Annotated in this window: 18 protein-coding genes; 16 read left to right on the top strand and 2 right to left on the bottom strand. The window is 72.4% G+C overall.

From position 1 onward, the window contains the following. Positions 1 to 18 precede the first annotated feature (18 nt). Complete coding sequence (locus ACFYT9_RS10520) at positions 19 to 1,398, bottom strand: DUF58 domain-containing protein (RefSeq protein ID WP_389162189.1); 1,380 nt, start codon at positions 1,396 to 1,398, stop codon at positions 19 to 21. After that, positions 1,398 to 2,414 (bottom strand): AAA family ATPase, encoded by a 1,017-nt coding sequence (locus tag ACFYT9_RS10515; RefSeq protein WP_387270796.1) that lies wholly within the window; start codon positions 2,412 to 2,414, stop codon positions 1,398 to 1,400. Before ACFYT9_RS10515 ends, ACFYT9_RS10520 begins: the two co-directional genes overlap by 1 nt. Before the next feature lie 561 nt (positions 2,415 to 2,975). On the opposite strand from ACFYT9_RS10515, the gene rsmH reads away from it, so the two are divergent. The 16 genes from rsmH (at position 2,976) to ACFYT9_RS10435 (ending at position 20,639) form a co-directional block, all read left to right on the top strand. Beyond that, positions 2,976 to 3,932, top strand: coding sequence for a 16S rRNA (cytosine(1402)-N(4))-methyltransferase RsmH (gene rsmH / locus ACFYT9_RS10510; protein WP_387270794.1), 957 nt, complete (start codon positions 2,976 to 2,978; stop codon positions 3,930 to 3,932). 50 nt (positions 3,933 to 3,982) lie between these two features. Continuing rightward, positions 3,983 to 4,453 (top strand): septum formation initiator family protein, encoded by a 471-nt coding sequence (locus ACFYT9_RS10505; RefSeq protein WP_389162187.1) that lies wholly within the window; start codon positions 3,983 to 3,985, stop codon positions 4,451 to 4,453. A 7-nt stretch (positions 4,454 to 4,460) separates the two neighbouring features. Beyond that, positions 4,461 to 6,530, top strand: coding sequence for a peptidoglycan D,D-transpeptidase FtsI family protein (locus ACFYT9_RS10500; protein ID WP_376603668.1), 2,070 nt, complete (start codon positions 4,461 to 4,463; stop codon positions 6,528 to 6,530). Between the two features lie 18 nt (positions 6,531 to 6,548). Continuing rightward, positions 6,549 to 8,207 carry a UDP-N-acetylmuramoyl-L-alanyl-D-glutamate--2,6-diaminopimelate ligase gene (locus ACFYT9_RS10495; RefSeq protein WP_389162185.1) on the top strand — a complete coding sequence of 553 codons (1,659 nt, stop codon included), beginning with the start codon at positions 6,549 to 6,551 and terminating at the stop codon, positions 8,205 to 8,207. A gap of 4 nt (positions 8,208 to 8,211) precedes the next feature. Further along, the gene (gene murF, locus ACFYT9_RS10490) at positions 8,212 to 9,636 is read left to right on the top strand and encodes a UDP-N-acetylmuramoyl-tripeptide--D-alanyl-D-alanine ligase (RefSeq protein ID WP_376600952.1); all 1,425 of its coding nucleotides are present in this window, start codon (positions 8,212 to 8,214) and stop codon (positions 9,634 to 9,636) included. Then, positions 9,633 to 10,703 (top strand): phospho-N-acetylmuramoyl-pentapeptide-transferase, encoded by a 1,071-nt coding sequence (gene mraY / locus ACFYT9_RS10485; protein ID WP_376600954.1) that lies wholly within the window; start codon positions 9,633 to 9,635, stop codon positions 10,701 to 10,703. The genes murF and mraY overlap by 4 nt, the downstream gene beginning before the upstream one ends. Then, on the top strand, positions 10,685 to 12,124 hold the full coding sequence (gene murD, locus ACFYT9_RS10480; protein WP_389162183.1) for a UDP-N-acetylmuramoyl-L-alanine--D-glutamate ligase: 1,440 nt from the start codon (positions 10,685 to 10,687) through the stop codon (positions 12,122 to 12,124). Before mraY ends, murD begins: the two co-directional genes overlap by 19 nt. Positions 12,125 to 12,180: 56 nt before the next feature. Next, positions 12,181 to 13,521 (top strand): putative lipid II flippase FtsW, encoded by a 1,341-nt coding sequence (gene ftsW / locus ACFYT9_RS10475; RefSeq protein WP_389162181.1) that lies wholly within the window; start codon positions 12,181 to 12,183, stop codon positions 13,519 to 13,521. 6 nt (positions 13,522 to 13,527) lie between these two features. Continuing rightward, positions 13,528 to 14,622 carry an undecaprenyldiphospho-muramoylpentapeptide beta-N-acetylglucosaminyltransferase gene (gene murG / locus ACFYT9_RS10470; protein ID WP_189850178.1) on the top strand — a complete coding sequence of 365 codons (1,095 nt, stop codon included), beginning with the start codon at positions 13,528 to 13,530 and terminating at the stop codon, positions 14,620 to 14,622. 25 nt (positions 14,623 to 14,647) lie between these two features. Continuing rightward, the gene (locus ACFYT9_RS10465; RefSeq protein WP_389162179.1) at positions 14,648 to 15,451 is read left to right on the top strand and encodes a cell division protein FtsQ/DivIB; all 804 of its coding nucleotides are present in this window, start codon (positions 14,648 to 14,650) and stop codon (positions 15,449 to 15,451) included. 278 nt (positions 15,452 to 15,729) lie between these two features. After that, positions 15,730 to 16,944, top strand: coding sequence for a cell division protein FtsZ (gene ftsZ / locus ACFYT9_RS10460; protein ID WP_387270779.1), 1,215 nt, complete (start codon positions 15,730 to 15,732; stop codon positions 16,942 to 16,944). Then, entirely contained in the window at positions 16,941 to 17,675 is a 735-nt protein-coding gene (pgeF, locus tag ACFYT9_RS10455; protein ID WP_389162177.1) for a peptidoglycan editing factor PgeF, read from the top strand. The genes ftsZ and pgeF overlap by 4 nt, the downstream gene beginning before the upstream one ends. A gap of 5 nt (positions 17,676 to 17,680) precedes the next feature. Continuing rightward, positions 17,681 to 18,400: a YggS family pyridoxal phosphate-dependent enzyme gene (locus ACFYT9_RS10450; RefSeq protein ID WP_387270775.1), complete on the top strand. Its 720-nt coding sequence runs from the start codon at positions 17,681 to 17,683 to the stop codon at positions 18,398 to 18,400. A gap of 121 nt (positions 18,401 to 18,521) precedes the next feature. After that, positions 18,522 to 19,142, top strand: a complete 621-nt coding sequence (locus ACFYT9_RS10445) for a cell division protein SepF (protein ID WP_359672855.1) — start codon at positions 18,522 to 18,524, stop codon at positions 19,140 to 19,142. Between the two features lie 80 nt (positions 19,143 to 19,222). Beyond that, entirely contained in the window at positions 19,223 to 19,513 is a 291-nt protein-coding gene (locus ACFYT9_RS10440; protein WP_376600966.1) for a YggT family protein, read from the top strand. Between the two features lie 55 nt (positions 19,514 to 19,568). Continuing rightward, positions 19,569 to 20,639 (top strand): DivIVA domain-containing protein, encoded by a 1,071-nt coding sequence (locus ACFYT9_RS10435; RefSeq protein ID WP_351100226.1) that lies wholly within the window; start codon positions 19,569 to 19,571, stop codon positions 20,637 to 20,639. Positions 20,640 to 20,803 lie beyond the last annotated feature (164 nt).

The following is a 20,803-nucleotide window of genomic DNA, read 5'->3' as shown; positions in this document are numbered from 1 at the left end:
CCCGTCCTCCGTACCCGCTCATACCCATCCTCCGTAGCTGTCCGCGGCGGCGGTCTCCCGCAGCGCTCCGGCGGCCTGCTGCCAGAGATCGGTCATCCGCCCCCCGGGCGGCACCGGGACGACGGTCCAGCCGGCCTCGCGCAGCTGCCGGACCCGGTCCTGCACGGCCCCGGCCACGGCGCCGCCGGTGAGCCAGGTGCCGGAGTCCAGGACGAAGGCGACGGCCGCGCCGGCCCTCCCGCGCATCCGGCCCGCGAGGGCGGCCTGCTCCTCGTCGAGGTCGCCGAGGAAGGCGACGAGCAGCCCGTCGCTCCCGGCGCGCAGCACGTCGGAGGCGCGGGAGAGCCCGGCGCCGTCGGAGTGGTCCACGACCGCGAGGGTGTCCATCAGCAGCCCGGCCGTCTCCACGGAGTCGCTGCCGGACGTGCCCGCGTAGCCGTCGGAACCCTCGCCGGGGACCGAGGAACCGGTGTCGGTGAGCAGCCGGACCGCGTAACCGCGCTCCAGCATGTGGGTGAGGACGGAGGCGGCGCCGGAGACGGCCCACTCGAAGGCGGAGTCGGGGCCCGAGCCCTGGTAGCCGGAGCGGCGGGTGTCGAGGAGGACCGTGCAGTGGGAGCGCTGGGGCTGCTCCTCCCGGCGGACCATCAGCTCGCCGTACCGGGCGGTGGAGCGCCAGTGGACCCGGCGCAGGTCGTCGCCGTGCCGGTAGGCGCGCGGGATGACGTCGTCGTCGCCGGCGAGGGCCAGCGTGCGCAGCTGCCCGTCGCCGTATCCGGATGCCTCGCCGCCCAGCCGGACGGCCGGCAGCGCGGTGGTCCGCGGGACGACGGTCAGGGTGTCGTACGCGCTGAAGGAGCGGGTGAGCTCGCACATCCCGAAGGGGTCGCTCAGCCGGAGCTGGAGCGGTCCGAGCGGGAAGCGGCCGCGCAGGTCGGAGCGGACCCGGTAGGAGACCTCGCGCCGGCCGCCCGCCTCGACCCGGTCGAGCACGAAGCGGGGGCGGGGGCCCAGCATGTACGGCACGTGGTCCTGGAGCATCAGCAGCCCGGTGGGGAGCTTGGAGACGTTCTCCATGCGGAGCTGGACGCGGGCCTCCGTGCCCGCCTCCACCCGCTGCGGGGTGAGCAGGCGGGAGGTGGCGACCCGGTAGCGGGTGCGGTGCAGGACGACCGCGCAGATCAGCGGCAGGCTGGCGAGCAGCAGACCGACGCGGAGCAGGTCGGCCTGGCCCAGCACGTAGGCGCAGACGGCGGCGGCCGCCCCGGCGGCCAGGAAGGACCGGCCGCGGGTGGTGAGACCGCCGAGGGCGGCCCGGAGGCCGCCCCGGCTGTCCTCGGCCCGCGGGCCGTCGTGGTCGTCGGCCCGCTGCCCCCGGGGTGCGGCGGGGGTCGCCATCACAGCGGCCGGCCGCCGGTCTGCCGGCCGTAGAGCTGGCCGGCGGGCGGGGCCGCGGACGGGACGGGGGTCCGCTGGAGGATGTCGAGGACGACCTGCTCGGCGTTCCGCCGGTTGAGCTGGGCCTGCGCGGTGGGCAGCAGCCGGTGCGCGAGCACCGGCACGGCCAGTGCCTGGAGGTCGTCCGGGAGCACGTACTCGCGGCCCGCGAGGGCGGCGGAGGCGCGGGCGGCCCGCAGCAGGTGGAGCGTGGCGCGCGGGGAGGCGCCGAGCCGCAGGTCCGGATGGTTGCGGGTGGCGGAGACGACGTCGACCGCGTACCGCCGCACGGCGTCGGCGACGTGCACCGAGCGGACCGCCTCGATCAGCTTGAGGATGTCGTGGGCGTGGGCGACCGGCTGGAGGTCGTCCAGCGGGTTGACCGCCCCGTGCACGTCGAGCATCTGGAACTCGGCCTCGGCGCTCGGGTAGCCGATGGAGACGCGCGCCATGAAGCGGTCCCGCTGCGCCTCGGGCAGCGGGTAGGTGCCCTCCATCTCGACCGGGTTCTGGGTCGCCACCACCATGAACGGGCTGGGCAGCTCGTAGGTCTGCCCGTCGATGGTGACCTGGCGCTCCTCCATGGACTCCAGGAGCGCGGACTGCGTCTTGGGCGAGGCGCGGTTGATCTCGTCGCCGATGACGATCTGGGCGAAGATCGCGCCCGGCTTGAACTCGAACTCCCGCCGCTGCTGGTCGAAGATCGACACACCGGTGACGTCCGACGGCAGCAGGTCGGGGGTGAACTGGATGCGCCGCACCGAGCAGTCGATGGACTTCGCCAGGGTCTTGGCGAGCATGGTCTTGCCGACGCCGGGTACGTCCTCGATGAGGAGGTGCCCCTCCGCGAGCAGCACCGTCAGCGCGAGACGTACGACCTCGGGCTTGCCCTCGATCACGCTCTCCACCGATCCGCGGACGCGCTCCGCGGTCGTGGTCAAGTCAGTGAGGCTCGCTCGGTCGTCATAGGTCGTCACCCCGGCCCTCCTCGGCCTTGCAGGAACACGGACACCTGCCCCCGGTGAGATGGTCGGGGGGTGTCACATGAGCATTCTTGTTGGGATTGCCGGGCTGTGTCACTCGGCTGTGGACAACCGCAGGGGAATTGCCTGGGTTTGTCGTCTTACGCGGCGGCGAAAGATGTGTTTGGGCAGGTGCCGGAACCATTCTCCACAGGTGCGGAATCCCTCGACCGCGCAGGTCGGCGGCCCGTCGGTCGTGACCCCCGGCCGTGACCGCCGGGCGCCGCCGAACGAGTGAAGCACGCGGAATCCCCGCCCCCGCCTCCGGCGCCGCGCGGCGCGCCAGCCGGTTGATTGACCGGCCCCGTCCGTGGACTAGAGTGACGCGGAGTCCATGGAGACAATCGAGCGATTTGAAGCGGTTTCTCCCCCGTGTGCGCGGCGGTACCCACGGCTCGCCCCTCCCGCTCGCCGGTCGGCCGACGCGCCCCTCCGGCGCCCGACGACCGCGTCCGACCCCCCGAGCGGGCGGGAGCCCGGCCCTCCGTACCCCCGTGTCCGTTCTGAGAGGGTGCGTTGAGCAACGACCGACACGTCCCGGTGATGCTCCAGCGGTGCCTGGACATGTTGGCCCCTGCCCTCCAGAACCCCGGTGCGGTCGTCGTCGACTGCACCCTGGGCCTCGGCGGACACAGCGAGGCCCTGCTCCGCGCCTTCCCCGAGGCCCGGCTCGTCGCCCTCGACCGGGACAAGGAGGCGCTGCGCCTCTCCGGCGAGCGGCTCGCCCCCTACGGGGACCGCGCCACCCTCGTCCACGCCGTCTACGACGAGCTGCCCGAGGTCCTCGACCGGCTCGGCATCGACAGGGCCGACGGCGTCCTCTTCGACCTCGGCGTCTCCTCCATGCAGCTGGACGAGGCCGACCGCGGCTTCGCCTACGCCCAGGACGCCCCGCTCGACATGCGCATGGACCAGACGACCGGCATGAGCGCCGCCGAGGTCCTCAACACCTACCCGGCCGGCGAACTCGTCCGCATCCTGCGCGCGTACGGCGAGGAGAAGCAGGCCAAGCGGATCGTCTCCGCCGTCGTCCGCGAGCGCGAAAAGGAGCCGTTCACCAACAGCGCCCGGCTCGTCGAGCTCATTCGCGACGCCCTCCCGCAGGCTGCCAAGCGCACCGGCGGCAACCCCGCCAAGCGCACCTTCCAGGCCCTGCGCATCGAGGTCAACGGCGAGCTGAGCGTCCTGGAGCGGGCCATCCCGGCCGCCGTGAAGGCCCTCGCCGTCGGCGGCCGCGTCGCCGTCCTCTCGTACCACTCCCTGGAGGACCGGCTCGTCAAGCAGGTCTTCGCGGCCGGCGCGGCCACCACGGCCCCGCCCGGCCTCCCGGTCGTCCCCGAGAAGTACCAGCCCCGCCTCAAGCTCCTCACGCGCGGCGCCGAACTCCCGACCGAGGAGGAGGTGGCCGAGAACCGCAGGGCCGCCCCCGCCCGGCTCCGGGGCGTCGAGCGCATCCGGGAGGACGTGCTGTGAGCGGGGCGAGGGGGCCCCTCAAAGGCCGGGCCGCGCGGCTCGGACGGCTGATGCCGTCCGGACCCAGCTCGGCCGCCCGGACCCCCTTCGTCCTGCTCGTCGTGCTCCTCCTCGGCGGCGGCCTCATCACCCTGCTGCTGCTGAACTCCGCCCTCAACCAGGGCTCCTTCGAACTGCGCGAGCTCAAGGACCGCACCACCGAGCTCACCGACGAGGAGCAGGCCCTCCAGCGGGACGTCGACGCCAACGCCGCCCCCGACGCCCTGGAGCGCCGCGCCCGCGAGCTCGGCATGGTCCCCGGCGGCAGCCCGGCCTTCCTCGGCCCCGACGGCAAGGTGCTCGGCGAACCCACCGTCGCCGCCTCCCCGAAGCCCTCCCGCACTCCCTCCCGCGCCCCGGGCCGTACGAGCGACCCCACCCCCTCCGGTGCGGGGGAGGGCGCCGCCCCCGGCGCGGGAACCGACCCGAAGCCCACCCCCACCGGAACCGCCCCGACCACCCCGACGACCTCCGGCAGGTGACCGAGCAGTGCCCTCCCAGGAGCCCCCGCGCCGCCGCGTCCCCGGCCCCGCCCGGCCCGCCCGCCCCCGCTCCTCCTCCGCGGGAGGAGCCGGCGCCGCCGACCGCGCCGGCAGGGGCGGTACGGGATCCAGGCCCGGCACGGCAGCCAGAGCCGGTACGGGAGCCAAGCCCGGCGCCCGCGGCCCCCGGCCCGCCCCGCGCCCGGCCGCCCGCCGCCCCGCGCCCCGGCCGCCCGCCCGCAGACCCCGCACCATCAAGCTCGGCAGCCCCCGGCCCCGCCTGCGCCTGATCTCCGTCGGCCTCACCCTCGTCATGCTCGCCTTCGTGGTGCGACTGCTCCAGGTCCAGGCCGTCGACGCCAGCGCGTACGCGGCCAAGGCGGACAAGTACCGCTTCCAGGAGTACACGCTCTCCGCCGAGCGCGGCGAGATCACCGACCGCAACGGCATCGCCCTGGCCGCCAGCGTCGACGCCTACGACATCACCGCGGACCCCAAGCTCTTCACCCCCGAGGAGTCCAGGCTCCGCGACGCGCCCGAGCAGGCCGCCGCCCTCCTCGCCCCGATCCTGGGCAAGGAACCGGCGGAGCTCGCGAAGAAGCTCCGCACCCCCGACTCCCGCTACACCCTGCTCGCCCGCAAGCAGACCCCGCAGGTCTGGAACCAGATCAAGGACCTCAAGAAGGTCTACGCGCAGAAGGCCCAGGAGCCCGGCGGCACCCGGGTCAACCTGCTCGGCGGCGTCCTCAGCGAGCCCAGCACCAAGCGGGTCTACCCGAACGGAGACCTCGGCGCCGGAATACTGGGCTACGTCAACGCCGAGGGCCGCGGCGCCGGCGGCGTCGAGTCCATGCTCGACCCCGAACTCGCCGGCCAGGACGGCAAGATCCGCTTCACCGCGTCCGGCGGCCGGCAGGTCCCCACCGCCGGCTCCCAGGGCACCCCCGCCGTCCCCGGCTCCGACATCGAGCTCACCATCGACCGGGACATCCAGTGGGCCGCCCAGCAGGCCATCGCCGAACAGGTCGGCAAGTCCAAGGCCGACCGCGGCTACGTCATCGTCCAGGACACCCGTACCGGCGAGATCCTGGCCATGGCCAACGCCCCCGGCTTCGACCCCAACGACCTCTCCGCCGCCAACGCCGCCAGCATGGGCAACGCCGCCCTCCAGGACGCCTACGAGCCCGGCTCCACCAGCAAGGTCATGTCCATGGCCGCCGTCCTGGAGGAGGGCAAGGCCGCCCCCGACACCCACGTCACCGTCCCCAACCGGCTCCACCGCGGCGACCGGCTCTTCAAGGACGACATCGACCACCCGACCTGGTACCTGACCCTCAACGGCGTCCTCGCCAAGTCCAGCAACATCGGCACCATCCTCGCCACCGGCCAGCTCGGCAAGGACCAGGCCGAGTCCAACCGCGTCCTCGACGGCTACCTCCGCCGCTTCGGCATCGGCAGCCCCACCGGCCTCGGCTTCCCCGGGGAGACGGCGGGCATCCTCGCCAAGCCCCAGGACTGGTCCACCTCCCAGCAGTACACGATCCCCTTCGGCCAGGGCCTCTCCGTCAACGCCCTCCAGGCCGCCTCCGTCTACTCGACCATCGCCAACGGAGGCGTACGGATCGAACCCACCCTCGTCCGCGGCACCAAGGGCCCCGACGGGCGCTTCACCCCCGCCGACAAGCCGGCCGAGAGCCGGGTCGTCAGCGAACAGACCGCCAAGACCCTCGCCCAGATGCTGGAATCCGTCGTCGAGGACCGGGAGGGCACCGGCACCAAGGCCGCCATCCCCGGATACCGCGTCGCCGGCAAGACCGGCACCGCCAACCGCGTCGACCCCGAACTCGGCCGCTACAAGGGCTACACCGCCTCCTTCGCCGGCTTCGCCCCCGCCGACCAGCCCCGCGTCACCGTCTACTGCGCCATCCAGAACCCCACCAAGGGAAGCTACTTCGGCGGCCAGATCTGCGGACCCATCTACAAGAAGGTCATGGAGTTCGCCCTCAAGAGCCTCCACGTGGCCCCCACCGGCAGCGCGTCACCCCGCCTGCCGGTCACCTTCGCACCCACCCCGTGACCCCCGGGAGCACCACCAGTGACGACGATCACCCCCCACTCCGGGAACCGTAAATCGAACTCCGGCGACGCCCACGGCTCGTTTGGTCCCCCCCAGGGTGCGCCCGGTACGCTCACCGCCGTGCCACACGCTGATCAGTCCCGAACCGCCCCGCCCCGCCCGGAGCGGGCCCGCCCCACACCCCTGGGCGAGCTCGCGGCACGGCTGGGCACCGAGCTCCCCGACGCCGCACACGACGTCCAGGTCTCGGGCATCACCCACGACTCCCGGGCGGTACGCCCCGGGGACGTGTACGCGGCCCTGCCCGGCGCCCGCCTGCACGGCGCCGACTTCGTCGCCCAGGCCGCCGGCCTCGGCGCCGCCGCGGTCCTCACCGACCCGACGGGCGCCGACCGCGCCGCCGCGACCGGCCTGCCGGTCCTTGTCGCCGAGGACCCGCGCGGCCGGATGGGCGAACTCGCCGCCGAGATCTACGGCCGCCCCGGCGCGGACCTCCTCCAGATCGGCATCACCGGCACCTCCGGCAAGACCACCACCGCCTACCTCGTGGAAGGCGGACTGCGCGGCGCCGGCCGACACACCGGCCTCGTCGGCACCGTCGAGATGCGGATCGGCGACGAGCGCATCAAGTCGGAGCGCACCACCCCCGAGGCCACCGACCTCCAGGCGCTCTTCGCCGTCATGCGCGAACGGGGCGTCGAGGCCGTCGCCATGGAGGTCTCCAGCCACGCCCTCGTGCTCGGCCGGGTCGACGGCTGCGTCTTCGACGTCGCCGTCTTCAACAACCTCAGCCCGGAGCACATGGAGTTCCACTCCGACATGGAGGACTACTTCCGGGCCAAGGCGATGCTCTTCACGCCCGCGCGCAGCCGCGTCGGCGTGGTGAACGCCGACGACGAGTACGGCCGCCGGCTCGCGAAGGAGGCGGCCGTCCCGACCGTCACCTTCTCCGCCGAGGGCCGCGCCGACGCCGACTGGCGGGCCGAGGACGTCGTCCTGGGAGCCGCCGACTCCACCTTCACGGCCGTCGGCCCCGAGGGTGTGCGGATCCCCGCCACCGCCCCGCTGCCCGGCCCCTTCAACGTCGCCAACACCCTCGCCGCCATCGCGACCCTCGCCACCGCCGGGCTCGACCCGCGGACCGCCGCCGACGGCGTCGCCGCCGTCCCCGGCGTCCCCGGCCGCCTGGAGCGCGTCGACGCCGGTCAGCCGTACCTCGCCGTCGTCGACTACGCCCACAAGACCGACGCCGTCGAATCGGTCCTGCGCTCGCTCCGCGAGGTCACCGAGGGCCGGCTCCACGTCGTCATCGGCTGCGGCGGCGACCGGGACACCACCAAGCGGGGCCCGATGGGCGCCGCCGCGGCCCGGCTCGCCGACACCGCCGTACTCACCTCCGACAACCCCCGCTCCGAGGACCCGCTCGCGATCCTCACCGCCATGCTCGCGGGCGCCGCCGAGGTGCCCGCCGCGGAGCGCGGAGACGTCCTGGTCGAACCCGACCGGGCCGCCGCCGTCGCCGCGGCCGTCGCCCGCGCCAGGCCGGGCGACACCGTCCTGGTCGCCGGCAAGGGCCACGAGCAGGGCCAGGAGATCGCCGGGCAGGTCCGTCCCTTCGACGACCGCCTGGTCCTCCGCGAAGCGATCGAACACCGTCACCAGAACAGTCAGGGATGAAGCAGTGATCGCCCTCTCCCTCGCCGAGATCGCCGAAATCGTCGGCGGGCAGGCGCACGACATACCGGATCCGGGCGCCCGGATCACCGGGCCCGTCGTCATCGACTCCCGCGAGGTGAGGCCCGGCAGCCTCTTCGCCGCCTTCGCCGGGGAGCGCGTCGACGGCCACGACTACGCGGAGCGCGCCGTCGAGGCGGGTGCGGCGGCGGTGCTCGCCGTCCGCCCCCTCGGCGTCCCCGCGATCGTCGTGGACGACGTGCAGAGCGCGCTGGGCGCCCTCGCCCGCACGGTCGTCGAGCGCCTCGGCACCGATGTCGTCGCCCTCACCGGCTCGGCCGGCAAGACCTCCACCAAGGACCTGATCGCCCAGGTCCTCGACCGCCACGCGCCCACCGTCTGGACGCCCGGCTCCCTCAACAACGAGATCGGCCTGCCGCTCACCGCGCTCAGGGCGACCGAGGAGACCCGGCACCTCGTCCTGGAGATGGGCGCCCGCGGCATCGGCCACATCCGCTACCTGACCGGGCTCACCCCGCCCCGGATCGGGCTCGTCCTCAACGTGGGCTCCGCCCACATCGGCGAGTTCGGCGGACGCGAGCAGATCGCCGTCGCCAAGGGCGAACTGGTCGAGTCCCTGCCGTCCGCCGAGGACGGCGGTGTGGCGGTCCTCAACGCCGACGACCCGCTCGTCCGCGCGATGGCGAGCCGCACCAAGGCCCGCGTGACCCTCTTCGGAGAAGCGGACGAAGCGGCCGTACGCGCCGAGAACGTCCACCTCACCGACGCCGGCCGCCCCTCTTTCACGCTTCACACACCCACCGGGTGCAGCGACGTGACCTTGCGCCTGTACGGTGAGCACCACGTGTCGAACGCGCTCGCAGCGGCCGCCGTCGCGCACGAGCTGGGCATGCCTGTCCAGGAGATCGCCACCGCGCTCTCCGAGGCCGGCTCCCTGTCGCGCTGGCGCATGGAGGTCACCGAGCGTCCGGACGGCGTGACGATCGTCAACGACGCCTACAACGCGAACCCCGAGTCCATGCGAGCCGCCCTGCGCGCGCTCGCGGCCATGGGCCGGGCCGGACAGGCCCGCGGGGCCCGTACGTGGGCGGTGCTCGGCAAGATGGCCGAGCTCGGTGACGCGTCGCTCGCCGAGCACGACGCGGTCGGACGGCTCGCCGTCCGGCTCAACGTCAGCAAGCTCGTCGCGGTCGGGGACAGGGAAGCGTCCTGGCTGCAACTGGGCGCCTATAACGAGGGTTCGTGGGGTGAGGAGTCGGTGCACGTGTCCGACGCGCAGGCGGCTGTGGACCTGTTGCGCAGGGAGCTGCGCCCGGGGGACGTGGTCCTGGTGAAGGCCTCCCGGTCGGTCGGTCTCGAGCAGGTCGCACTCGCGCTGCTCGACGCTGAGGGCGAGGTATCGGGCCGATGAGGCAGATCCTCTTCGCGGGGGCCATCGGCCTCTTCCTGACCCTGATCGGCACCCCGCTGCTCATCAAGCTGCTCGCCCGCAAGGGATACGGGCAGTTCATCCGGGACGACGGCCCGCGCGGCCACGCCGGGAAGAAGGGCACGCCCACCATGGGCGGCATCTCCTTCATCCTGGCGACACTCATCGCGTACGCGCTGGCCAAGGTCATCACCGGCGAGGACCCGACGTACTCGGGCGTCCTGGTGCTGTTCCTGATGACCGGCATGGGCCTGGTCGGCTTCCTCGACGACTACATCAAGATCGTCAAGCAGCGTTCGCTGGGCCTGCGGGCCAAGGCGAAGATGGCCGGCCAGCTCATCGTCGGCATCGCGTTCGCGGTGCTCTCGCTCCAGTTCGCGGACCTGCGCGGGCTCACCCCGGCCTCCGAGAGGCTCTCCTTCATCACCGACTTCGGCTGGTCGATCGGCCCCGTCCTCTTCGTGGTCTGGGCGCTCTTCATGATCCTGGCCATGTCCAACGGCGTGAACCTGACGGACGGTCTGGACGGCCTGGCCACCGGCGCCTCCGTGATGGTCTTCGGCGCCTACACCTTCATCGGGCTGTGGCAGTTCCAGGAGTCCTGCGCCAACGCGCTGACGCTCACCAACCCGAGCGCCTGCTTCGAGGTCCGCGACCCGCTCGACCTCGCGGTCGTGGCCTCCGCGCTGATGGGAGCCTGCTTCGGCTTCCTGTGGTGGAACACCTCGCCCGCCAAGATCTTCATGGGTGACACCGGCTCCCTCGCGCTCGGCGGCGCGCTCGCCGGTCTCGCCATCTGCTCCCGTACGGAGCTGCTGCTCGCGCTGCTCGGCGGCCTGTTCGTGCTGATCACGATGTCCGTGGTCATCCAGGTCGGCTCGTTCAAGATGACCGGCAAGCGCGTCTTCCGGATGGCTCCCCTCCAGCACCACTTCGAACTCAAGGGGTGGTCCGAGGTCCTGGTCGTCGTCCGGTTCTGGATCATCCAGGGCATGTGCGTCATCGTGGGCCTGGGCCTCTTCTACGCCGGATGGGCAGCCGACAAGTGAGCGAACAGCTGGACTGGCAGGGCAAGCGGGTCACGGTCGCGGGGCTCGGGGTGTCCGGCATCCCGGCCGCCCGGGCCCTGGCCGCCCGGGGCGCCGTGGTGACCGTCGTCAACGACGGCGACGACGAGCGCTCCCGGACGCAGGCCGCCGCACTGGAGGCGGAGGGGATCACCGTCCGCCTCGGCGACGGGGCGACCCTGCCGACCGGCACCGAGCTGGTCGTCACCACCCCCGGCTGGCAGCCGGACAAGCCGCTCTTCACGGCCGCCGCCGAGGCGGGCGTGGAGATCTGGGGAGACGTCGAGCTCGCCTGGCGGTTGAGGGGCCCGGACGCCGCCCCGTGGCTGGCGATCACCGGCACCAACGGCAAGACCACCACGACCCGGATGCTCGCCTCCATCCTGGAGGCGGCCGGACTGCGGACCGCCGCCGTCGGCAACATCGGCGTCTCGCTCCTCGACGCCGTCCTCGGCGACGAGGAGTACGACGTCCTCGCCGTGGAGCTCTCCAGCTACCAGCTGCACTGGGCGCCCTCCGTGCGCGCCCACTCGGCCGCCGTGCTCAACCTGGCGCCCGACCACCTCGACTGGCACGGCTCGATGGAGGCGTACGCCGCCGACAAGGGCCGGATCTACGAGGGCAACCGGATCGCCTGCGTGTACAACGTCGCCGACCCGGCCACCGAGGACCTGGTCCGCGAGGCCGACGTCGAGGAGGGCTGCCGGGCCATCGGCTTCACCCTTGGCACCCCCGGCCCCTCCCAGCTCGGCGTCGTCGAGGGCATCCTCGTCGACCGGGCCTTCGTCGAGAACCGGCAGAAGAACGCCCAGGAGCTGGCCGAGGTCGCCGACGTGCAGCCGCCGGCCCCGCACAACATCGCCAACGCGCTCGCCGCGGCCGCGCTCGCCCGCGCCTTCGGTGTCGACGCGAAGGCCGTACGGGACGGGCTGCGGGCCTTCCGCCCCGACCCGCACCGGATCGAACTGGTCGAGGAGGTCGAGGGCGTGACGTACGTCGACGACTCCAAGGCCACCAACACCCACGCCGCCGAAGCCTCGTTGGCCGCCTACGACCCGATCGTCTGGATCGCCGGCGGCCTCGCCAAGGGCGCCACCTTCGACGAGCTGGTGGAGAAGTCCGCGAAGCGGCTCCGGGGGGCCGTCCTGATCGGCGCGGACCGCGCGCTGATCCGGGAAGCCCTGGCGCGACACGCCCCGGAGGTCCCGGTGGTGGACCTCGACCGGACCGACACTGGGGCGATGTCCGAGGCGGTCCGTGAGGCGGCCCGGCTGGCCCGCCCGGGGGACACCGTCCTCCTGGCCCCGGCCTGCGCCTCGATGGACATGTTCGCCAACTACAACAAGCGGGGCGAGGCGTTCGCGGACGCGGTCCGCGCCCTCGCCGCCACCGGGGACGCCTGACCCGACCACTGCGAAGGGTCCGGCCGTACCGGGCCTGACCGGAGGGGGCAGCGACCATGCCGAGCAAGATCGCCGGGACACGCCGGCCCTCCGCCCGACCGGGCGGAGGGCGGGCCCCAGCGACCCCGCGAGGGGCGCGCGGCGGAGGCGTGCGGGGCCTCTTCACCCGGGCGCGAAGGGCCTGGGACCGGCCGCTCACGGCGTACTACGTGATCATCGGCGCGGGGCTGCTCATCACCACGCTCGGCCTGGTGATGGTCTATTCGGCCTCGATGATCACGGCGCTCCGCTACGAGCTGGTGCCGTCGTACTTCTTCCGGAAGCAGTTCTTCGCGGCCCTCCTGGGCACCGGGCTGCTGCTGGTCGCCTCGCGGATGCCGGTGAAGCTGCACCGGGCGCTCGCCTACCCGATCCTGGTCGGCGCCGTCTTCCTGATGGTGCTCGTCCAGATCCCGGGGATAGGGCACAACATCGGCGGCAACCAGAACTGGATCTCGCTGGGCGGCCCCTTCATGCTCCAGCCCAGCGAGTTCGGCAAGCTGGGGCTGATCCTGTGGGGCGCCGACCTGCTCGCCCGCAAGCAGGACACGAAGCTGCTCGCCCAGTGGAAGCACATGCTGGTGCCGCTGGTCCCGGTGGCCTTCATGCTGCTCGGGCTCATCATGCTCGGCGGGGACATGGGCACCGCGATCATCCTCGCGGCGATCCTCTTCGGCCTGTTGTGGACGGCCGGCGCACCCACCCGGCTCTTCGTCGGGGTGCTCGCCGTGGCCGGCGCCCTCGGGGCGCTGCTCATCAGGACGAGCCCGCACCGGCTGGACCGCTTCCAGTGCATCGGCGCCACCGATCCGGGTGGCGAGGGGGCCCCGTGCCTCCAGGCCGCGCACGGAATCTATGCTCTGGCGTCGGGCGGATGGTTCGGTTCCGGGCTCGGCGCGAGTGTGGAAAAATGGGGTCAACTACCCGAAGCGCACACCGACTTCATCTTCGCGGTCGCCGGTGAGGAACTGGGCCTCGCGGGGACGCTGTCGGTACTCGCCCTGTTCGCGGCTCTAGGCTATGCGGGTATCCGCGTGGCCGGAAGCACGGAGGACCCCTTCGTTCGATTCGCCGCGGGAGGTGTGACCACCTGGATCACGGCCCAGGCCGTGGTCAACATCGGTGCGGTGCTCGGTCTGCTGCCGATCGCCGGCGTCCCGCTCCCGCTGTTCTCGTACGGGGGGTCGGCCCTGCTGCCGACCATGTTCGCCGTCGGGCTCCTGATCGCCTTCGCGCGACAGGAACCCGCCGCGAAAGCGGCCCTGGCCATGCGCCGCCCCGGGTGGGGCAAGCGGGCCGGGGTGAGATGGAAGTCGATGCGACGGCGCGTCAAGAAGCGCCCGTCCGGAGAGCGGTGAATTTCGGTGCATGTCGTACTCGCCGGCGGGGGGACCGCCGGTCACATCGAGCCGGCGCTCGCCCTCGCGGACGCCCTGCGCAGGCAGGACCCGAGCGTGGGCATCACGGCGCTGGGCACGGAGAAGGGCCTGGAGACCCGGCTCGTGCCCGAGCGCGGCTACGAGCTGGCGCTCATCCCCGCCGTACCGCTGCCCCGCAAACCCACCCCCGAGCTGATCACCGTCCCCGGACGGCTGCGCGGCACCATCAAGGCCGCCGAGCAGATCCTGGAGCGCACCAAGGCGGACTGCGTGGTCGGCTTCGGCGGTTACGTGGCGCTGCCCGGCTATCTGGCCGCCAAGCGGCTCGGTGTGCCGATCGTGGTCCACGAGGCCAACGCGCGGCCCGGTCTGGCCAACAAGATCGGCTCCCGGTACGCGGCCGGCGTGGCCGTCGCCACCCCGGACTCCAAGCTCCGCAACGCCCGTTACATCGGCATCCCGCTGCGGCACACCATCGCCACCCTCGACCGGGCCCGGGTCCGGCCCGAGGCGCGCGCCGCCTTCGGCCTCGACCCCAACCTGCCCACGCTGCTGGTCTCCGGCGGCTCCCAGGGCGCGCGGCGGCTCAACGAGGTCGTCCAGCAGGTCGCTCCGGTGCTCCAGCGCTCCGGCATCCAGATCCTGCACGCGGTCGGCCCGAAGAACGAACTGCCGCGCGTCGACAACATGCCCGGAATGCCGCCGTACGTGCCGGTACCGTACGTGGACCGGATGGATCTGGCGTACGCCGCGGCCGACATGATGCTCTGCCGCGCGGGCGCCATGACCGTCGCCGAGCTCTCCGCCGTCGGGCTGCCCGCCGCCTACGTCCCGCTGCCCATCGGCAACGGCGAACAGCGGCTCAACGCGCAGCCGGTGGTCAAGGCCGGCGGCGGACTCCTCGTCGACGACGCGGAGCTGTCGCCGCAGTGGGTGCAGGCCAACGTCCTGCCCGTACTGGCCGATCCGCACCGGCTGTACGAGATGTCCCGCGCCGCCTCCGAGTTCGGCCGCCGGGACGCCGACGACCTGCTCGTCGGCATGGTGTACGAGGCGATCGCCGCCCGCCGACAGGCGTAGCGGGGGACCGAGGGAAGAGGCGCGCGTGGCAGCCGGACCGACGACCGCGGAGCAGAGCGGCACCGGGAAGCGACCAGGGTCGTCGGACCGGCAGCCCCGGCCGGAAGGGCCGGGCGGACGTCTCCGGCCGACCGGCCTGAAGCTCGCCCTGGTCGCCGCCGGCCTGCTCCTGCTCGCCGGCGGCACCGTCTGGGCCCTCTACGGCTCCACCTGGTTCCGTGTGGAACGTGTGAAGACTTCGGGCACGGCGGTGCTCGCCGCGGCCGAGGTCGAGGCCGTCGCCGCCGTCCCGGTCGGCGCCCCGCTGGTCACCGTCGACACCGAGGCCATCGAGGCGCGGCTCCGGGAGGAACTGCCCCGGATCGCCTCGGTCGACGTATTCCGGTCCTGGCCGCACGGAATCGGGATCGAAGTGATCGAACGGAAACCCGTGCTCCTTCTGGTGAAGAACGGATCTTTCACCGAAGTGGACGCCACGGCCGTCCCGTTCGCGACCGTCACGACTCCGACCCGCGGAGTGCCCCGGCTCGTCCTGGACGCGGCCGCTTCCCCCAGCCTGCGACGCTTCGACGCGGACCGTCTGCTGGCCGAGGCGGTGCGCGTACGGGGTGAACTCCCGGACACGATCGCGAAGGACACTCGTGTCGTGCGCCTCTCCTCGTACGACTCCGTCACTCTGGAGCTGACCCGGGATCGCACCGTCTTCTGGGGCAGTGCCGAACACGGGCTCGCGAAGGCCCGGGTGCTCACCGCCCTGATGAAGGCAACCCCCAAAGCGGGGCACTTCGACGTAAGTGCCCCCAGCGCGCCCGCCTCGTCGGGGAGTTGACGCGCATCGGCGCTGGCCAGCACCCTGGTTGGCCAGCGCTACGGGTGATCACATAGGGTGAAAAGAAAAACGGGAGGTTCGGCGTGTTCGTTGAACGCGCGCCGCTAGTCGACTTAGTGTCCTGTTCGGAAGAGTCCAGCGAACAGGGACACTGGTAACCCTAAACTTCAACGTTAGGGTTGGGGTCGGCGCACGGACCACCCCATCGGCATCCGTCGTCGCGGCGCGCCAACCACCGCGCTACGACGACACGTAACTCGAGGCGAGAGGCCTTCGACGTGGCAGCACCGCAGAACTACCTCGCAGTCATCAAGGTCATCGGTGTCGGCGGCGGTGGTGTCAATGCCATCAACCGAATGATCGAGGTCGGTCTCAAGGGCGTCGAGTTCATCGCCATCAACACCGACGCACAGGCACTGTTGATGAGCGACGCCGACGTCAAGCTCGACGTCGGCCGTGAACTGACCCGCGGCCTCGGGGCCGGGGCCAACCCTGCCGTCGGCCGCAAGGCGGCCGAGGACCACCGCGAGGAGATCGAGGAGGTCCTCAAGGGGGCCGACATGGTCTTCGTCACCGCCGGCGAGGGCGGCGGCACCGGCACCGGCGGCGCGCCCGTCGTCGCCAACATCGCCCGCTCCCTGGGCGCCCTGACGATCGGCGTGGTCACCCGTCCGTTCACCTTCGAGGGCCGGCGGCGCGCCAACCAGGCGGAGGACGGCATCGCCGAGCTCCGCGAAGAGGTCGACACCCTCATCGTCATCCCGAACGACCGCCTGCTGTCCATCTCGGACCGCCAGGTCTCGGTCCTCGACGCCTTCAAGTCGGCGGACCAGGTCCTGCTCAGCGGTGTCCAGGGCATCACCGACCTCATCACCACCCCGGGTCTGATCAACCTCGACTTCGCCGACGTCAAGTCGGTCATGTCCGAGGCGGGTTCCGCCCTCATGGGCATCGGCTCCGCCCGCGGCGACGACCGCGCGGTGGCCGCGGCCGAGATGGCGATCTCCTCGCCGCTCCTGGAGGCGTCCATCGACGGCGCCCGCGGTGTGCTCCTCTCCATCTCCGGCGGCAGCGACCTCGGTCTCTTCGAGATCAACGAGGCCGCCCAGCTGGTCAGCGAGGCCGCCCACCCGGAGGCCAACATCATCTTCGGCGCCGTCATCGACGACGCCCTCGGCGACGAGGTCCGGGTCACCGTCATCGCGGCCGGCTTCGACGGCGGCCAGCCGCCCGCCCGCCGGGACAACATCATCGGCTCGGTCTCCGCCAAGCGCGAGGAGCCGGCCCCGGCCCCCCGCGTCGCCGAGCCCTCCCGCCCGCTCGGCGGCCTCGGCACGGTGACGCCCCGCGAGGAGCCCGTCGCCGCCCCGGTCGAGCAGGCCCCGGCCGTCAGCGAGACCCCGCTGCCGCCCACCCCGCCGGTGGTCCCGCCGGCCCGCCCGTACGCGGACAGCCCCGCCGAGGAGCTGGACGTGCCGGACTTCCTGAAGTGATAGGGCACCGCTTCACCACGAACGGCGCGCACTTCGCCTTCACCGACAGGTGGGGCGGGGTGAGCGCCGTTCCGTACGAGGAGCTCAACCTCGGCGGCGCCGTCGGCGACGACCCGGAGGCCGTCCGCGCCAACCGGGCCCGCGCCGCCGCCGGACTGGGGCTCGACCCCGGCCTCGTCGTCTGGATGAACCAGGTCCACGGCGCCGGGGTCGCCGTGGTCGACGGCCCCTGGGCCGGCGCCGACGCCGCCCCCTCCGTCGACGCGATCGTCACCACCCGCCGGGGGCTCGGCCTCGCCGTCCTCACCGCGGACTGCGTCCCCGTCCTCCTCGCCGACCCGGTCGCCGGCGTCGTCGCCGCCGCGCACGCCGGACGGCCGGGCATGCTGGCCGGGGTCGTCCCCGCCGCCGTCGAGGCGATGGCGAAGCTCGGCGCCGAGCCCGGCCGGATCACCGCCCGCACCGGCCCCGCCGTCTGCGGACGCTGTTACGAGGTCCCCGAGGCGATGCGCGCCGAGGTCGCCGCCGTCGAACCCGACGCGTACGCCGAGACCTCCTGGGGCACCCCCGCCGTCGACGTCGCCGCAGGCGTCCGGGCCCAGCTGGCCCGGCTCGGGGTGACCGACGTCGAGGACGCCGGGGTCTGCACCCTGGAGTCCCCGGACCACTACTCGTACCGACGCGACCGCACCACAGGGCGACTCGCGGGATATGTCTGGTTGGGCAGGTAAGAGGCATGACGGACCGTAAGGCCGAACTCGCGGAGAACCTCGCGCGGGTGGAGGAGCGGATCGCGGCCGCCTGCGCCGCCGCCGGCCGCCCCCGCGAGGACGTGACCCTCATCGTGGTCACCAAGACCTACCCGGCGAGCGACGTGCGGATCCTGCACGGACTCGGGGTGCGGAACGTGGCGGAGAACCGCGACCAGGACGCCGCGCCCAAGGCGGCCGCCTGCGCCGACCTCGACCTCGCCTGGCACTTCGTCGGTCAGTTGCAGACCAACAAGGTCAGATCCGTGGTGGGTTATGCCGATGTGGTGCAGTCTGTCGACCGGCTCAAGCTCGTCTCCTCCCTCTCCGCCGCCGCCGAGAGGGGCGGGCGTGAACTCGGCTGTCTGATCCAGGTCGCCCTCGACGCCGAGGCCGGCGGGCGCGGCGACCGGGGCGGTGTGGCGCCGGACGGCGTCGAGGAGTTGGCCGCGGCGATCGACGCGGCGCCCGGGCTGCGGCTCGGCGGCCTGATGACGGTCGCCCCGCTCGTCGGCGCGTACGCCGGGCGGCAACGCGCCGCCTTCGACCGGCTGATGGATTTGTCGACTGCCCTGCGCGCGACCCGTCCGGCTGCGAACATGGTCTCAGCGGGCATGAGCGCGGACCTCGAGGACGCCATCGCCGCCGGGGCGACACACGTACGCGTCGGTACGGCGGTACTCGGAGTCCGCCCGAAGCTCGGGTAACGTCGCGAAGCAGGTCGGACCACAGCAGAAAATATGGTCATTCCGCGAACGGCGGGGTGGCCCGTGGATCACGGGCACTTGGTGACGAGGCCGATCCACCACAGAGCGGAGGAATCGGAGCATGGCCGGCGCGATGCGCAAGATGGCGGTCTACCTCGGTCTCGTGGAGGACGATGGGTACGACGGCCGGGGCTTCGACCCCGACGACGACTTCGAACCCGAGCTGGAGCCGGAGCCCGAGCGGGAGCGGCGTCACACCCCTCCGCGCCAGATCGAGCGCGAGGAGCCGGTCCGCGTGGTGCAGCCCCCCGCGCCCCGGGAACCCATCGCCCACTCTGTCCCGGTACTCGCCGAAAGCGGACGTCCGGCCCGAATTGCCCCCGTGGCATCCATCACACCCGAACGCCCGAGCCTGGAGAAGAACGCACCGGTGATCATGCCCAAGGTCGTGTCCGAGCGGGAGCCGTACCGCATCACCACGCTGCACCCCCGGACCTACAACGAGGCCCGTACCATCGGGGAACACTTCCGTGAGGGCACCCCGGTGATCATGAACCTCACGGAGATGGACGACACGGACGCGAAGCGACTTGTCGACTTTGCCGCCGGACTCGTCTTCGGGCTCCATGGCAGCATTGAGCGCGTGACGCAGAAGGTGTTCCTGTTGTCGCCTGCTAACGTCGATGTCACGGCGGAGGACAAGGCCCGGATCGCAGAGGGCGGATTCTTCAACCAGAGCTGAGAAACGAACCGGACGGACCGGCCGCGAAGGCGGCCGGAGCAAGCTGAGGGCCAGAGAGCCAGGGGAGAGGGAACCGCGGGATGGGCGTCGCACTACAGGTGGTCTACATCGCGCTGATGTGCTTCCTCGTCTTCCTGATCTTCCGGCTGGTCATGGACTACGTCTTCCAGTTCGCCCGTTCATGGGAACCCGGCAAGGCGATGGTGGTCGTTCTGGAGGCCACCTACACTGTCACCGATCCACCGCTCAAGCTTCTTCGGCGGCTCATCCCGCCGTTGCGTCTCGGGGGCGTGGCACTCGATCTGTCCTTCTTCGTTCTGATGATCATCGTCTACATCCTCATCAACGTCGTGAACTCGCTCGCGAGGTGAGGATGGACGATACGGTCCTGCCGACTGCCGACGACTACGTAGAGGTGAAGAAGAGATGCCGCTGACCCCCGAGGACGTGCGGAACAAGCAGTTCACGACCGTCCGCCTTCGAGAAGGCTATGACGAGGACGAGGTCGATGCCTTTCTCGACGAGGTCGAGGCCGAGCTGACCCGCCTGCTCCGCGAGAACGAGGACCTGCGCGCCAAGCTGGCCGCCGCCACGCGCGCGGCCGCGCAGAACCAGCAGCAGGCCATGCGCAAGCCGCCGGAGCCGCAGGACAACCGTCCGGTCGGTCCCGGCGCCCCCGTGCCCGCCGCCATATCCGGTCCGCCGGTCCAGCAGCAGCCGCCGCAGATGGGCCCGCCGCAGCTGCCTTCCGGTGCTCCTCAGCTTCCCGCCGGCCCCATGCAGGGCGGACCCATGGGTCCGGGCCCGATGCAGGGCGGTCCGATGGGTCCCGGCCCGATGCAGGGCGGCCCCATGGGTCACCCGCAGCAGCAGATGCAGCCGCAGCCGCCGCAGCAGCCCGGTGGCGACAGCGCCGCCCGTGTCCTCTCGCTGGCCCAGCAGACCGCCGACCAGGCGATCGCCGAGGCCCGCTCCGAGGCCAACAAGATCGTCGGCGAGGCGCGTTCGCGCGCCGAGGGCCTGGAGCGGGACGCCCGCGCCAAGGCGGACGCTCTCGAGCGGGACGCGCAGGAGAAGCACCGCGTCGCGATGGGCTCCCTGGAGTCCGCCCGCGCCACGCTGGAGCGCAAGGTCGAGGACCTGCGCGGCTTCGAGCGCGAGTACCGGACCCGTCTGAAGTCCTACCTGGAGTCGCAGCTGCGTCAGCTGGAGACCCAGGCGGACGACTCGCTGGCCCCGCCGCGGACCCCGGCCACGGCCTCGCTGCCGCCGGCCCCGTCCATGGCGTCCGCCGGTGCGGGTGCGCCGTCCTACGGCGGCAACGGTCCGATGGGCGGCGGTCCGTCCATGGGCGCTGCCCCGTCGTACGGCGGTCAGCAGCAGATGTCGCCCGCGATGACCCAGCCGATGGCTCCGGTCCGTCCGCAGGCGCCGCAGCCGATGCAGCAGGCGCCCGCGCCGATGCGTGGCTTCCTGATCGACGAGGACGACAACTGAGGCGGCGGTTGAGCGTGCGCTGAGCACGTAGCCGTCGGCAGCCGAAGGGCCAGGATCTGGAGTCGCTCCAGTGCCTGGCCCTTCGCCGTGCCCGGGCCCGGTTCGGGCCCGGGGCATGCGGAAGGGCCCCGCACTCCCCAGGGAGTGCGGGGCCCTTCGGCTGT

The organism is Streptomyces sp. NPDC004435, assembly GCF_042873895.1.
Classification (GTDB): domain Bacteria; phylum Actinomycetota; class Actinomycetes; order Streptomycetales; family Streptomycetaceae; genus Streptomyces.
Note: the sequence above shows the minus strand (reverse complement) of the source record. Positions and strands in the feature narration are given on the sequence as shown.

Coding starts and splice junctions, on each gene's coding strand:
- ACFYT9_RS10440 (WP_376600966.1), top strand. CDS start 19,223: ATGGGCGTCGCACTACAGGTGGTCTACATCGCGCTGATGTGCTTCCTC.
- ftsW (WP_389162181.1), top strand. CDS start 12,181: ATGCCGAGCAAGATCGCCGGGACACGCCGGCCCTCCGCCCGACCGGGC.
- ACFYT9_RS10435 (WP_351100226.1), top strand. CDS start 19,569: ATGCCGCTGACCCCCGAGGACGTGCGGAACAAGCAGTTCACGACCGTC.
- ACFYT9_RS10445 (WP_359672855.1), top strand. CDS start 18,522: ATGGCCGGCGCGATGCGCAAGATGGCGGTCTACCTCGGTCTCGTGGAG.
- murD (WP_389162183.1), top strand. CDS start 10,685: ATGGGCAGCCGACAAGTGAGCGAACAGCTGGACTGGCAGGGCAAGCGG.
- mraY (WP_376600954.1), top strand. CDS start 9,633: ATGAGGCAGATCCTCTTCGCGGGGGCCATCGGCCTCTTCCTGACCCTG.
- ACFYT9_RS10520 (WP_389162189.1), bottom strand. CDS start 1,398: ATGGCGACCCCCGCCGCACCCCGGGGGCAGCGGGCCGACGACCACGAC.
- ACFYT9_RS10450 (WP_387270775.1), top strand. CDS start 17,681: ATGACGGACCGTAAGGCCGAACTCGCGGAGAACCTCGCGCGGGTGGAG.
- ACFYT9_RS10505 (WP_389162187.1), top strand. CDS start 3,983: ATGCCGTCCGGACCCAGCTCGGCCGCCCGGACCCCCTTCGTCCTGCTC.